This window comes from Mycobacterium sp. NGS29, from assembly GCF_059812965.1.
The window spans coordinates 1-14,142 of the sequence record NZ_JCALDR010000002.1 but is presented as its reverse complement, the minus strand read 5'-3'; the positions used below and the strand labels follow the sequence as shown (position 1 = coordinate 14,142).

The following is a 14,142-nucleotide window of genomic DNA, read 5'->3' as shown; positions in this document are numbered from 1 at the left end:
CCTACTGCGCCTGAGTGCCGGGGTTATCCGCCGTGTCGGCCGGCTCGGATTCCAGAATGCTGGCAAATGGATCCGACTCCGCCGCGGCGGTCTCGTCGACGACGGTGTCGACCACACCGACCATCGCGTGCCGCAGCACCTGATCGCCGAGCTGGTAGCCCTGCCGCATCACGGTGCCGATCACCGGCTTGGAATTCGGCCCACCGTCGCCCTCGTGCTGCACCGCTTCGTGCAGGGCAGGGTCGAAATCCTCGCCTTCGGCGCCGAATTCGGTGAGCCCGAGCCCGGTCAGCACATTCGTCAGCTTGTCCGCGACCGACTTCATCGGCCCCGATTCCAGGTCGCCGTGCTTGCGCGCCCGGTCCAGGTCGTCGAGCACGCCCAGCAGTTGACTGACGACGTTGGCCTTGGCCCGATCGGCCGCGGCCTGCTGGTCGCGCAGTGCCCGCTTGCGGTAGTTGGCGAAATCGGCCTGCACGCGCTGCAGGTCAGCAGTCAGCTCGGCCACCTTGGTGGAGGACTCGGCCGGGCCGGACCCTCCTGGCGCCGAAGCGCCAGGAGGAACGTCGCGTACCTCGCCCGTCTCGGGATCGATCCGGCGCTTGTCGGTGACGGTCACCGGCTCCGGCTGGTTGTCGTGAGTTCCGGTCACTTGGACTCCCGGTCGTCGTCGACCACCTCCGCGTCCACCACGTCGTCGGGCCCGCCGGCCTGATCGAAGCCGCCGCCGGGTTGCCCGCCGCCGGCCGCGCCGCCCTCAGCCTGGGCGGCCTCGTAGATGGCCTGACCCAGCGCCTGGGACTCCTGGCCCAGTTTCTCCATAGCCGACTTGATCGCGGAGATGTCGTCGCCGGCCAGCGCCGACTTCGCGTCGCCGACCGCGGCTTCCACCTTGCTCAGCGTGTCCTGGGGCACCTTCGAGCCACCTTCGGCCTCGCGTTGTTCTTTGACGAACTTCTCCGTCTGGTAGACCAGCGTCTCGGCCTGGTTGCGCACGTCGGCTTCCTCGCGACGCTTGCGGTCTTCGTCCGCATGCGCCTCAGCGTCCTTGATCATCCGGTCGATCTCTTCCTTCGAGATGCCGGACCCCTCCTGGATGCGGATGGTGTTCTCCTTGCCGGTGCCCTTGTCCTTGGCCGTGACGTGCACGATGCCGTTGGCGTCGATGTCGAAGGTGACCTCGATCTGCGGGACACCACGCGGGGCGGGTGCGATCCCGGTCAGCTCGAAGCTGCCGAGCAGCTTGTTGTGCGACGCGATCTCCCGCTCCCCCTGGAAGACCTGGATCTGCACCGACGGCTGGTTGTCGTCGGCCGTGGTGAAGGTTTCCGAGCGCTTCGTCGGGATCGTGGTGTTGCGTTCGATCAGCTTGGTCATCACGCCGCCCTTGGTCTCGATACCCAGGCTCAGCGGTGTGACGTCAAGCAGCAGAACGTCTTTGACCTCGCCCCGGAGGACGCCCGCCTGCAAAGCGGCGCCCACGGCGACAACCTCGTCGGGGTTGACGCCCTTGTTGGGCTCCTTGCCGCCGGTCATCTCCTTGACCAGGTCGGTGACCGCGGGCATACGGGTCGAGCCACCGACCAGAACCACGTGGTCGATGTCGCCCACCGAGATGCCGGCGTCGGCGATGACCGACTGGAACGGCTTGCGGGTGCGGTCCAGCAGATCCTGAGTGATGCGCTGGAACTCGGCCCGGGTGAGCTGCTCGTCGAGGAACAGCGGGTTCTTGTCCGCGTCGACGGTGATGTAGGGCAGGTTGATCGAGGTGCTCTGGCTCGAGCTGAGTTCGATCTTGGCCTTCTCGGCGGCTTCACGCAGCCGTTGCATGGCCATCTTGTCCTTGGTCAGGTCGATGCCGCTGGTGCCCTTGAACTTCTCCACCAGCCAGTCGACGACGCGCTGGTCCCAGTCGTCGCCGCCGAGGTGGTTGTCACCGCTGGTGGCACGCACCTCGACGACGCCCTCGCCGATCTCGAGCAATGACACGTCGAAGGTGCCGCCGCCGAGGTCGAAGACCAGGATGGTCTGTTCTTTCTCGCCTTTGTCCAGGCCGTAGGCCAGCGCGGCCGCGGTCGGCTCGTTGACGATGCGCAGCACGTTGAGGCCGGCGATCTGGCCGGCGTCCTTGGTCGCCTGACGCTGGGCGTCGTTGAAGTAGGCGGGAACGGTGATCACCGCGTCGGCGATGTCCTCACCGAGGTAGGCCTCGGCGTCCCTCTTCAACTTCTGCAGCACCCGGGCGCTGATCTCCGGCGCGGTGTACTGCTTGCCATCGATGTCGACCGACCAGTCCGTGCCCATGTGGCGCTTCACTGATCGGATGGTGCGGTCGACGTTAGTGACCGCCTGATTCTTGGCGGGCTGGCCGACCAACACTTCGCCGTTGCGCGCGAACGCGACGACGGACGGCGTCGTCCGCGAGCCCTCGGAGTTTGCGACGACGACGGGGTCGCCACCCTCCAGAACTGCGACGACGGAGTTGGTGGTCCCGAGGTCGATGCCGACCGCACGAGCCATAGTGATTTCCTCCTGAATGTGTAGAGCTTCGTTGTTGCACTATGCTGAGTGAACCCCGCTCAAGACTGCTCCGTCCGACACCTTGCTGTCAACTCGGACTTGAGTCTAGTTCACTCAACTTGTCGATCATGCTAACGGCAGACTGCCGAACTTTGTTCCCGGGGCGGCGCCGGATACGCCGTATGCAGTCGCTATGAAAACGCAGAATTCGCGAAATAAATTACGTGTCGGCTCTTATATTTGTGGCGGGGCAAGTACAGAACGGGGAGTGGGTGTCTAGCAGCATGGCGCCGAGTGAGCAAGTACGTAGGAGCGGCCTGTCGGCGCAGGGCAGGATGCTGGCCTACAGCGCGGTGCTGGCGCTGATCGCCGGCTGGGTGAACGCGGTGGCGATCCTGACCTTGGCCGTTCCGGTCGGCAACCTCACCGGTGTCACCACCCAGATCGGCATGGACACCGCCCACCCGTGGCGTTACGAAAGCCACGTGCTCGGCGCGATTCTGCTGGGCTTTCTGCTGGGAGCGGCCGTCGCCGGCACGCTGCTGTCATCGAATCGGCAGCCGCTGGCCCGTCGGCACGCGGCGGTATTGACCATCGAGGCCATCCTGCTGCTGGCAGCCGCCGCCGGCGTCACCGCGGACAAGAACGAGATCGCGCTGCTCGGCATCGAAGAGACCGCGGTGCAGGGGCTCTTCGCTGCGGCGGCGCTCGGCATGCAAAACGGGCTGACGTCCAGCTTCCGCGGGATGGCGGTCCGCACCACCCACTTCACCGGCACCGTCACCGACCTCGGGTTAATGCTGGGCCGCAGCCGCGAGCACGGATTCGACAAGTGGAAGGCGGCGATTCTTGCCACCACGCTGCTGATGTTCATCAGCGGCGCGGTCGCCGGCCTGTTCGCGGGCGCGAAGTTCGACGGCTACGCACTGGCGGTTCCCGCAGTGATCTGCCTGACCATGGGTGTCGTGAACGTCGCAGTGAGCCGTGCGCCACGCGAGGTCCCGGCGGCTGAAGCGGTCGCCGTCTGAATCTCTCCCGAGTCCGGTCGGGTGAATTGCGGCAGCCGGGTTGACACGGCACGCTCACGTCGTGCTGGTGAGATAGCCTGACTTCCAATTCTCGCAAGACTTCGCGGTAGCTACGGCGATAAGGAACCGGATGACACCGTCCGCTAATGCGCTGGAGCGCGAAGACGAGGGGTATCACAAGGCGCTCAAGAAGCGTCAGATTCAGATGATCGCCCTGGGCGGCGCAATCGGGACGGGACTGTTCCTCGGCGCCGGCGGCCGACTCGCCTCTGCAGGCCCGGGCCTGTTCATCGTCTTCGGAATCTGCGGTGTTTTCGTCTTCCTCATCCTGCGCGCTCTCGGGGAACTGGTGCTCTACCGGCCGTCGTCGGGTTCGTTCGTGTCCTACGCGCGCGAGTTCTTCGGTGAGAAGGTGGCGTACGCCGCCGGCTGGATGTACTTCCTGAACTGGGCGATGACCGGCATCGTGGACACCACCGCGATCGCGCAATACTGCCGCTACTGGCACATGTTCCAGGTCATCCCGCAATGGCTGTTGGCGTTGATCGCGCTGATCGCGGTGCTGTCGATGAACCTGATCTCGGTCAAGCTCTTCGGGGAGCTGGAATTCTGGGCCGCGCTGATCAAGGTGCTGGCGCTGGTGACGTTTCTCATCGTCGGCACGGTCTTCCTTGCCGGCCGGTTCAAGGTCGACGGCCACGACACCGGCTGGTCGCTGTGGAGTGACCACGGCGGGCTGCTGCCGACCGGCCTGCTGCCGCTGGTACTGGTCACCTCGGGAGTGGTATTCGCCTATGCCGCAATCGAACTGGTCGGCATCGCGGCCGGGGAGACCGAGGATCCGGAGAAGATCATGCCGCGCGCGATCAACTCGGTGGTGTTCCGGATCGCTGTCTTCTACATCGGATCGACCGTCCTGCTGGCGCTGCTGCTGCCCTACACCGAATACAAGGACGGCGAAAGCCCCTTCGTGACGTTCTTCAACAAGCTCGGTATCTCCTGGGGCGACGACCTGATGAACCTGGTGGTGCTCACCGCTGCGCTGTCCAGCCTGAATGCCGGTCTCTACTCCACCGGCCGGATCCTGCGGTCGATGGCAATCAACGGCAGCGGCCCCAAGTTCACCGGTGTGATGTCGAAGAACGGGGTGCCGTTCGGCGGCATTCTGTTGACCGCCGGAATCGGGTTGTTCGGAATCGGACTGAACGCGGTCACACCGAAGCACGCGTTCGAGATCGTGCTGCACATCGCCGCCACCGGCGTGATCGTGGCGTGGGCGACGATCGTGGCCTGCCAGTTGCGCTTTCACAAGCTGACGCAGGCCGGTGAGCACGAACGGCCGAAGTTCCGCATGCCGCTCTCGCCGTACACCGGGTGGGTCACCTTGGCGTTCCTGGCGGGTGTGCTGGTGCTGATGATGTTCGACAAGGAATACGGCAAGTGGATGATCGCGGCCATGCTGCTCGGCATTCCTGCGCTGGTCGGCGGCTGGTTCCTGGTGCGAAACCGGGTGCGGGCCGCCGCTGATGCCCGCTCGGCGCACGAGCCACCCCCGGCCTGAGCACCATGTAGCGGTAACGCTTTGCCTACGGCGTCGTTCCAACCGCGCGTCGCCGCAGCAACTTGCGTACGCACGCCCTTACTCTGACTTCCTGATATCTGAGATTGCAGGGAGTAGCGCGTGCGGTTATTGCCGAAGGCACGGTTAGGCCTGCTGGCCGTTGCCGTGCTCGTCGCCGGATGCAGCACCACGATTGACGGCAGGCCGATCGCCGCCCCGGGCGGTCATGGGCCGGCCGAACCGACTTTTCCCACGCCCCGGCCCTCGGTTCCCCCGCCGCTGGCGCCGACCTCCTCCCCCGTCGCGCTCCCACCCACCAACCCCGGGACCACCAGTAGCCCCGCGCCGGGCGCCATCCCGCTCAAGGCCGACGACAACGGCTATGTCTTCATCGAGACAAAATCGGGCATCACCCGCTGCCAGATCAATAAGGAGAGCGTCGGCTGCGAGGCGCCGTTCACCAATTCGCCGATCCAGGAAGGTGAGCACGCCAACGGGGTGCACATCACCGCCGCCGGCAACGTGCAGTGGATCCTGGGCAATCTCGGCGCCATCCCCACCGTCACCATCGACTACAAGACCTACGACGCGCAGGGCTGGACGATCGTCGCCACCAAGGACGGCACGCGTTTCGAGAACAACGGCACCCGGCACGGAATGTTCGTCAGCATCGACAAGGTCAGCACGTTCTGACCGGCCGCCGACCTATACCATCGACTCGTGGCAAACAACGGCCCACCTGACGACTTCAACGAACAGCCGACCCAGTACGGGGGGTTCGGCGGCCATCCGCCGCAAGGCCCGCCCGCCGGCAGGCCGCCGCAGGGCGGGCCCTATCAAGGTCCGACTCAGCAGGGCCCACCTCCCGGGGTGCCGCAACAGCACCAGCCCACCGTCCAGGGCCCGCCGCCCGGCAACCCGTCGCAGAATCAGCCCACGGTTCAAGGTCCGCCGCCCTCCGGTCCGCAGTATCAGCCGACCGTCCAGGGCCCGCCGCCCGGCGGCGCCCAGTACCCGCCGGGTGATCCGTCGCTGATGCACCAGCCGACCGTGGAGGGCAGACCGCCACTGGGCCCCGAGTCGCAATATCCGCCCGGCGACCCGTCGCTGATGTACCAGCCGACGGTGGAGGGGTCCCCGCCCGACCAGTTCGCACCGCTGGACTCCGACGACCCCAATGCCGACGCACGGCCCTGGTACCGCAAACCCGTGACGCTCGCCCTGTGGGCGGCGTTGGTGCTGATCCTGCTCGCCCTGATCGCCTACGGCGTCAGCCAACTGTTCGGCAGCGGCACCAGCCCAGCTCCCGCACCGAGCACCTCCTCAACGACCAGCACCACGACAACCACCACCAGTGAGTCCACTAGCACGACGACCACCACTACCGAGTCGTCCAGCGAAGAGCCGAGCGAGCCGAGTAGCCCGGCACCCGCACCGCCGAACAACCCGCCTCGCAGTCAGCCGCCCCAACAGCCGACACAGCAACCGACCCATCGCGGCCCGCATCTGCCGCAACTGCCGCCGCTGCCGCCGACAATCACGATTCCGGGCGGACCCACGATCACGGTGCCGAAGCTGCCCTGAGTCAGGTCACCGATCGGCAACGGGCCCGCGTGGCTGTGCTCTGGGCAAGGCTCTGACAACTAGCATCGGCAGCCGTGACCAGGTACGACCCGCCGGATTACGGCGCCAACGACCCGACCGTTCACGGCAATTACGGCTATGGCGCCACCGGCGTCCCGGCGTACGGCCAGGGTCCGGAACCCGAGCCCACTCCCGGCTGGCGTAAGCCTCTCGCCCTGGTGGGCTGGGGTGTGCTGATCGCGGTGCTGCTGGGGCTCATCATCTACGGCATCGTGTTGCTGGCCCAGGGCCGCCCGAGTCCGGCTTCGGTCACCACTACCACAACCACCACTCCGACGACGACGACGAGCACGACGGCTACGTCAACGTCCCCCACCACGACCACCACCACGACGACAACCACGACCACGACCACCACGACGACGACGACGACGACGACGACCGAGACGACCACTTCCACGACGCCGACCACCACGTCCGCCTCGCCTACCACGACGCCGGCCGAATCCCCGAGATCCGGTGTCCTGCCGCGGTTGCCGTCGCAGATCACGCTGCCGTCGATACCCACTGTCATCAATTTGCCGCCGGGCCTGTGACCCGTCTCCGTCGGATCCGGGGCGGCTATGGTGGGGAACGGCCGTCGACCGTCAGCGAAACAACGGACACAGGGGTGGGGACATGAGCGAGCCGCTCGGCTTGTCGATCGGGGTGGCCAACCTGGTCGCGGCACGCTCGGGTAGCGCCCCGGTCGCCCGCACACCGGTACTGACGCTGTTCGACAACCGGCAATCCGAAGTCGGCCTGCCCGACGAGAACCCGAACCTCACCGAGTCCGGCCTGGTACTGCGGGGTTTTGTCGAGCGGGTCGGTGACCCGTCGCCGCTGGTCGCTGCCGACGGCACCAAATACCTCGGCCAGGCACTCACCATCGAGGCGCTCGAGGCGATGGCCCGCACCGTCGGCTACGGGACCCCGATCACCGTCGCCGTCCCTGCGTACTGGTCGCAGAACCAGGTCGCCGCGCTGCGTCAGGAACTGTTCGCCCAACCGGACCTCGCCGCCAAAGGCGGGACGCCGACGCTGGTATCTGATGCCACCGCGGCGCTGGCGGCGCTGGCCACTCAGCCCGGGTTCCCCACCGGCGGCGTCATAGCCGTGTGCGATTTCGGCGCCGGCGGCACCAGCATCACGTTGGCCAACGCCGGGGGAAACTTCGACCAGATCGGCAGTACGGTCCGGTACAGCGAACTTTCCGGTGACGAGATCGACCAGCTCATCCTGAACCACTTGCTGACCGTCGCACCCGGAGCCGACACCACCAACCTCTCCGTCACGGCGACCTCGATGGGGTCGGTGACGCGGATGCTCGGCAGCTGCCGGACCGCCAAGGAACAACTCTCCGCGACAACAGTGGCCAGCATCGCGACCGGCAACCCCGGAGGGGCTCAGCACCTTTCCCGCAGCGATCTGGAACAACTCCTCACCGCACCGCTGGACCGCTTCGTCGGCACGGTTCGAGAAGTACTGCAGCGCAACGGAATTGGTCAGCTCTCTGCGGTGGCGGCGGTCGGCGGCGGCGCCAACATCCCGCTGATCGCGACACGTCTGTCCGAAGGACTGCGAGTACCTGTCCTCACCCCGCCGCAGCCGCTGTTCAGTGCGGCCATCGGGGCAGCCACTCTGGGCACCTCAGCGGGAGCGGCCACGGGCATCGGTCCCGCCGTGGACATGCCGACCGGCATCGTCGGTGCCGCTGCGGCCGCCGGCGCCGCCGGTGCCGCCACCATGGCGTCGCCTACCGCGCCCACGACCGAACCCACCGGAGCGGTGCCCACCGAGGCGTTTCCCGAGGACGCCCGCAACGAGACCGACCGCGCCCTGGCGTGGTCGGAAGACAGTGGCACCGGGATGGAACCGGTCCCCTACTCCGGTCCCGCCGACTACACCAGTCCTGGTGAGCCGGTGCTTGCGCCCGGGTACACCGGTCCCCCGCAGGAGCCCGACGTCGACGAAGCCGAGCTCCCGCCCTGGTACCGGCGTCCGGCAATCTTGTTGAGCCTGTTCGGTGCGGCCGCGGCGATACTGCTCGCCGTCGTGCTGGCGCTCACCGTCGGCGACACGGGCACCAAGCCGGTCGTCACCATCACCTCGCAGCCGCCGCCGTTCACCACCAGCACCACCGGCTCGGACGGCCTGCCCACTCAGACGGTGGTGACGCCGCCCCCGACCGTGGTGACCACGGCTACGGAGACCACGACCACCACGGCGCCCACCACCACCTCGTCCAGCACGTCGACGACGACCACGACATCGACGACCACCACGACGACATCGCCGTCCACCAGCACGACTACCGCGCCGACCACGACGCGGCCCACCACCAGCAGCCCGCCGACCACCTCGGCACCCCAGCCCACCACGCAGGCCCCCACCAGCAGCGCGGCACCGGTCCCTCCGACCACCGCGGCACCGGTCCCGCCGACCAGCGCGGCGCCCGGCGGCTGAGCGTTTAGCGGCGTGCGGAGAATTCCGCGAGCATCGCCTCGGCGCTGCGCACCGCCGCACGGCACGCCCTGGTGGTGAACGGATCGTTGAGCGGATGCTCGGCGCGCCGGCGCCAGTATTGCGCCGCGGCGAACGCCTCCCGCTGAGCCACGTGCGGGTTGGCCGCGTACTCCTGCGGGTCCACCCCCAGTCGGCTCGCCGGGTCGGTGCCAGAGCCGCCGATCATCCGGCGCAGCGCAGCGATGTCATCTTCTTTCAAAGTCGTTGTGCGCGAGGGCAATAGACTCAACAACCGAAGTTCTTCGAACGCGTGGGTGTCGGCCAGCAGCGGATCGATGTCGGCGATGACGTACGGTGTGGCCATGACCGGATGCGTCTCGACGAACCTGCGCAGCGACACCAGAGCGGTATGCGCCTTGAGCATGTCCGAACGCTGCGCGAACTGCTGATCGATCACCCTGCGCAGCGCCACCAGCCCGCTGCGCTCCAGCAGTTCAGCGGCCAGTGCGGCCGCGCTGGTGACTCCGGCGGCCAGCACCGCGATCGAGATCCGGATGCCGAACATCCCGAACCGTTCCAGCAGTTGCGCACGGATGGCGGCGTCGATCGGCAACGGACTGTCCGGCCGCACGAATCGGTCGACGCTGAGCAGCGCCCTGTTGAGTTCGGTGGCATCGGACCCGGCCAGTTTCGACAACGCGACGAACTCGCCCTGCCGCAAGGTGCGCGCCGTCATCGCCAGCAACCCGGACACCGGGACCACCGCCTGGCAGATGCCGGTCTGAGTCATCTCGCTGGTGAATCGTTTGGCCACGTCGTTTGCCGACAGCATCGCGTCGATGCGACCAGCACCGATCTCGTCGGCCCGCGACGCCACCCCGATGATGCCCAATGCGCCCGCCGACCCCCCGACCAGCCCGCCGATCTGCTTGAGCAGCGCGATGTCGGCCGCGTTGAGGGTGCGCAGCAAGAAGACCACCGCATCCACCCGGGGCACACCGTCGTCGGGGACCAACAGCCGCAGCGTGCGCTCGGAGGCCTCCCGGGTCAACGACGATGTTCCCGGCGTATCGATGATGGTGGCCTGCGTCAGTTCCTCGGCGGGCCACTCGACGTGCAGGTCCACCACATCGACGGGGTCCAGCCGGCGCAGGTCGAAGCTCAGCCCGTCGCGGTGCGTGATCGGCACGTTGCTGCGCCGTCCGCCACGGTGGTTGGCGGTGACTTTCGGAGTGGGGCCGTGCCGGAACCACGTCACGATCCGGGTGGCTTCCGTCGCGTCCGTCGGCGCGATGTCGTCGCCCACCAGGGCGTTGACCAACGTCGATTTGCCGGCTTTGAGCGTGCCGGCCAGCGCAATTCGGATGGGCTCGTTGAGGCGCGCCCCGATGCGTTCCAGTTCGTAGAAGACATCGGGACGCTGGCGGTAGGCCGGTTCGCCCCGGTAGGCCTGAATAGTTCCGCCCAGAATCGCGCGGACCCGGTCGCTGGTGCTCACGGTTTCCCGAGACTCACCGGTGCTTGCAACTTGTTCAAGTTGTCGGTGATCTGGTCGAGGATGTTCAGCTGGCGTTCCAGCTCGCGGACCCGGGTGTCGCGTTCGACATCCTCAAGGTGCGCCGCGGTGACCGTGGCCTGCAGCGATTCGTTGAGCGAGCGGGTGAGCTCGATCGCGATGCCACGGTAGTGATCGCGCAGCGTGCGGTGGATCGTCTTGAGCCGGTCACGCGACTCCTTGCCCACCACGAAAGAAACCTCGTCGACGAACCGACGCACATTGGCTTTGGCTTCGGCCCGGGCCCGTAACAACCGACTCTGTTTCTCCTCTTTGTAGGCCATTCGACCCAGCAGCAGCCCTGCGCCCACCGACACCGGGTTGAACAGCCCCAGACCCGCCACCGAGGACAACATGCCGATCATCACCACGCCACCGTAGGAGCCCCGCAGTCCGGACAGCGCCTTCTGACCCTTGCCCTGCGGCTTGGCTTCCAGCTCCGCCAGCGCCTTGAGTTCACCGAAGTGTCCGCCCATCAACCGCGAGGTGAGCTCGGGCGACATGACCGAGTTGAGGCCAGCGTCGGAGAACGATCGGGCGACGTCGAGCGCCATCACCTCGGCGCGCTGGTAGGCCCAGACGAAGTTGTCCCCGACCGCGGTGGCGATTGCATCCTCGGCGTCGGCACCGATCTCGGCCCAGTGCAGTGTCGGGTCCGTCGCATCGATCTGACGCTCGATGTCGTCGGTGACGGCGCGAAACCTGGAGCGCAGGTCGTGATCCACGTCGTTGCTCAGATCGGTGAACCCGTCGTTGAGTACCTGCTGCCACAGTGCGGTCTGCTCGAGTGCGTCCTGGGCTTCCTTCTTTCGCCTGGCCAGGTCGTCGGCAAGGCGTTCGCGCAGCGCCGGGTCGTTCACCGAGGACAGTTCCGATCCGGCTGTGATCGTCAATTGCTCTGCCGCCGAGCGGATTTCACCTAGCACCTCGTCGCGCACCCGGTCGGTCTCGCGGGTGAGCACCTTCTCGCTCAGAAATTTGATGATCGCCGGGAAGTTGGATTCGTCGTTGAGTTCCTTGTCGTTGAGGCTCACGGCGTGACTGCGCAGCAGCGACGACACCGGGATGATCGGCATCGGGACCCGCGCGCGCTGCAGGTGGTTGGCATTGGTGTTGACGACCTGCCGCCAGTACGGATACAGGTCGGTCTTGGTGGCCACGACCACGCCGACCGGACAGATCTGCGACGCTTTGCGCAGGAACCACATTTCGGGTGCGGTGAACTCCTGGCTGGTATCGCTGACCATCAGGATCGCGTCGGCATCGGGCAACAAGCCGAGCGTGGCCGACAGGTGTGGTTGTCCGTGGCCCCCGACGCCGGGACTGTCGATGAACGACAACCCGCCCTGCAGCAACGGGCTGGGTGCCCCGATCTCGAGCCGCATCACTTCCCGTCCGCCGACCTGGGGCGCTTGGCGCACATCGGTGTTGACATCGTCAACCGGAATGTCGACGGCGGCGGTTTCACCGTTGGGACCGGCCTTGACGACGAGTCGCGCTGATGGTTGAGCCGCATAACTCACGCTTGTGATCACGACGGTGGCCTCGTCGTCACCGACCCGTGCCACCGGCAGATTCAGCAACGAATTGAGGAGTTGGCTTTTGCCCTGTTTGAGCTGACCGGCGATCACCACACGGATTCGCGGGTCGCTGATCCGCTCGCGTGCCCGTCGCAGGCGCTGCACCATGTCACTGCGCCCGTGCAGCTCGGCGATCGCGACGGTGTGGTCGATCAGTTCGACGATCACGCTGACCCGACGCGGGTCATCAGCTTGCGTCACCGCGCCGCCCCACTTTCTTGATCGCGTGCTTTCCGATCACGTTATGCGGACAAACCGGCGGGGACCATGAAGGTCCCCGCCGGTTGTCTGTCAGGTCGCCGAATCAGAACCCGTGGTGTTCAGCCGGACCGTGCGATTGCGGCTCGGTGTGCGCCGGCGGCGTGTGCCCGGCCGGCTCGTGGCCGAACACCGACGGGCTCTGCGGCTCGTGGTGGGTCGGCTGCTGGACCGGCTCGTGCTGCTGCGGCGCGGGCGTCGGAGCGTGCTCGACCGGTGCCGGGTGCGCCGGGGTCGGCGTCTCGGTCTGCGGCGTCGGGGTGTGCGGGGCCGGCGCGTTGATCACCGGCGGATGAGCACCGCCCGGCGTGGTCTCGTGACCCGTCGACCCACCTGGCGTCTGGATGACGGGGCCGTGGCCGCCCGGTGTCGTGCTGCCCGCACCGCCGGTGCCGGCACCGCCGGTTTGGATGACCGGGCCCTGACCTGCGGGGACCGTCGATCCGTGTTCACTCGGGCCGACGCCACCCGCACCTGCGCCGGCTCCACCGGCAGCACCGGCACCCGCTCCAGCTCCACCGCCGGCACCAGCTCCAGCTCCAGCTCCAGCTCCTGACCCTGCGCCACCGGCGGCTCCGGCGCCCGCTCCGGCACCGCCGCCGAGCACGGTTCCTTCCTGACCGAGGATGTCGCCGTATCCGCCTGCCGCGGGCCCGCCGTGGGTGCCTGGGTTCGTCGCGACGCCGCCGGGTCCGGTGGCACCGCCGGCCACTGTGCCGCCGCCCGCTCCGGTCGCTGCGGCACCGCTGGGCCCCGCCTGGACGCCGGCACCTGCGCCGGCCGCACCGGTTGCAGCGGCCGGTTGCGGGTTCGGGTGGCCACTGAGGGGGGCATTTCCGCCGCCGCCGATACCGAGTCCGGCGCTACCGGCAGCACCGGCCTGACCCCCGACGCCGACACCGCCCAACGGTCCCCCGACGTGGGCAGTACCAGCACCATTCAGCGCTGCGCCTTCGCTGGCGATCAACGCGGGTTGGCTTGCCGCGGCCTGACCGGCGAGAGCCGCCTGGCTGGTAACGCCCGCCTGCCCGGCGAGTCCGGCCTGGCCGGCGATGCCCGCCTGGCTGGCTACACCGGCTTGACCAGCGACGCCCGCCTGGCTGGCGAGGCCGGCTTGCCCGGCAAGACCAGCTTGGCTGGCGAGGCCGGCTTGACCGGCAAGACCAGCTTGACCGGCAAGGCCGGCTTGCCCGGCAAGACCAGCTTGACCGGCAAGGCCGGCTTGCCCGGCGAGACCAGCTTGACCGGCAAGGCCGGCTTGACCGGCAAGACCAGCTTGACCGGCAAGGCCGGCTTGCCCGGCGAGACCGGCGTGCCCTGCGGCGCTGGCAGCAGCTTGGCCGCCGATACCGGCAGCGGCCTGACCACCAACAACACCACCGACAGCGCCACCGGCCTGAGCACCAGCACCTATGCCACCGCCAAGACCCCCACCGATGGCACCACCAGCCTGCCCACCAACACCGACAGCGCCACCCACCTGGCCACCAGCACCAACGGCACCACCCACCTGGCCACCGATGCCGTTACCGACCTGGCCACCGATGCCGC

General features: G+C 67.5%; 10 protein-coding genes and 1 pseudogene. 5 read left to right on the top strand and 6 right to left on the bottom strand.

Annotated elements, in window-relative coordinates; all coding sequences use genetic code 11:
• Position 1: 1 nt before the first annotated feature.
• Both grpE and dnaK read right to left on the bottom strand, forming a co-directional pair.
• Positions 2-652 carry a nucleotide exchange factor GrpE gene (grpE, locus tag AC5Y5Z_RS02435; RefSeq protein WP_463825502.1) on the bottom strand — a complete coding sequence of 217 codons (651 nt, stop codon included), beginning with the start codon at positions 650-652 and terminating at the stop codon, positions 2-4.
• Positions 649-2,520 (bottom strand): molecular chaperone DnaK, encoded by a 1,872-nt coding sequence (gene dnaK, locus AC5Y5Z_RS02430; RefSeq protein WP_473139488.1) that lies wholly within the window; start codon positions 2,518-2,520, stop codon positions 649-651. The genes grpE and dnaK overlap by 4 nt, the downstream gene beginning before the upstream one ends.
• A gap of 335 nt (positions 2,521-2,855) precedes the next feature.
• On the opposite strand from dnaK, the gene AC5Y5Z_RS02425 reads away from it, so the two are divergent.
• The 4 genes from AC5Y5Z_RS02425 to AC5Y5Z_RS02410 all read left to right on the top strand — a co-directional run bounded on the left by AC5Y5Z_RS02425 (position 2,856) and on the right by AC5Y5Z_RS02410 (position 6,693).
• Positions 2,856-3,548 (top strand): YoaK family protein, encoded by a 693-nt coding sequence (locus AC5Y5Z_RS02425; protein ID WP_463825500.1) that lies wholly within the window; start codon positions 2,856-2,858, stop codon positions 3,546-3,548.
• Positions 3,549-3,678: 130 nt separating this feature from the next.
• On the top strand, positions 3,679-5,109 hold the full coding sequence (locus AC5Y5Z_RS02420; protein ID WP_499923192.1) for an amino acid permease: 1,431 nt from the start codon (positions 3,679-3,681) through the stop codon (positions 5,107-5,109).
• 120 nt (positions 5,110-5,229) lie between these two features.
• Complete coding sequence (locus AC5Y5Z_RS02415) at positions 5,230-5,802, top strand: hypothetical protein (protein ID WP_463825498.1); 573 nt, start codon at positions 5,230-5,232, stop codon at positions 5,800-5,802.
• A 27-nt stretch (positions 5,803-5,829) separates the two neighbouring features.
• On the top strand, positions 5,830-6,693 hold the full coding sequence (locus tag AC5Y5Z_RS02410; RefSeq protein WP_499923191.1) for a hypothetical protein: 864 nt from the start codon (positions 5,830-5,832) through the stop codon (positions 6,691-6,693).
• A 262-nt stretch (positions 6,694-6,955) separates the two neighbouring features.
• Here AC5Y5Z_RS02410 and AC5Y5Z_RS02405 read toward each other — a convergent pair whose 3' ends face one another.
• Positions 6,956-7,267 (bottom strand): hypothetical protein, encoded by a 312-nt coding sequence (locus AC5Y5Z_RS02405; RefSeq protein ID WP_499923190.1) that lies wholly within the window; start codon positions 7,265-7,267, stop codon positions 6,956-6,958.
• A gap of 104 nt (positions 7,268-7,371) precedes the next feature.
• Between AC5Y5Z_RS02405 and AC5Y5Z_RS02400 the strand changes: the two genes are divergently transcribed.
• Positions 7,372-9,198, top strand: a complete 1,827-nt coding sequence (locus tag AC5Y5Z_RS02400; protein ID WP_499923189.1) for an Hsp70 family protein — start codon at positions 7,372-7,374, stop codon at positions 9,196-9,198.
• 4 nt (positions 9,199-9,202) lie between these two features.
• Here AC5Y5Z_RS02400 and iniC read toward each other — a convergent pair whose 3' ends face one another.
• The 3 genes and pseudogenes from iniC to AC5Y5Z_RS02385 form a co-directional block, all read right to left on the bottom strand.
• Entirely contained in the window at positions 9,203-10,696 is a 1,494-nt protein-coding gene (iniC, locus tag AC5Y5Z_RS02395; protein ID WP_463825494.1) for an isoniazid-induced dynamin-like GTPase IniC, read from the bottom strand.
• Positions 10,693-12,534, bottom strand: coding sequence for a dynamin family protein (locus tag AC5Y5Z_RS02390; RefSeq protein WP_499923188.1), 1,842 nt, complete (start codon positions 12,532-12,534; stop codon positions 10,693-10,695). Before AC5Y5Z_RS02390 ends, iniC begins: the two co-directional genes overlap by 4 nt.
• Positions 12,535-12,637: 103 nt before the next feature.
• Positions 12,638-14,142, bottom strand: a pseudogene (locus AC5Y5Z_RS02385) (IniB N-terminal domain-containing protein); the annotation flags it as partial.

Bases quoted from the DNA above. Each gene is read 5' to 3' on its own strand.
- dnaK (WP_473139488.1), bottom strand. From the start codon at position 2,520: ATGGCTCGTGCGGTCGGCATCGACCTCGGGACCACCAACTCCGTCGTC.
- AC5Y5Z_RS02425 (WP_463825500.1), top strand. From the start codon at position 2,856: ATGCTGGCCTACAGCGCGGTGCTGGCGCTGATCGCCGGCTGGGTGAAC.
- AC5Y5Z_RS02420 (WP_499923192.1), top strand. From the start codon at position 3,679: ATGACACCGTCCGCTAATGCGCTGGAGCGCGAAGACGAGGGGTATCAC.
- AC5Y5Z_RS02405 (WP_499923190.1), bottom strand. From the start codon at position 7,267: ATGACAGTGGGTATCGACGGCAGCGTGATCTGCGACGGCAACCGCGGC.
- AC5Y5Z_RS02400 (WP_499923189.1), top strand. From the start codon at position 7,372: ATGAGCGAGCCGCTCGGCTTGTCGATCGGGGTGGCCAACCTGGTCGCG.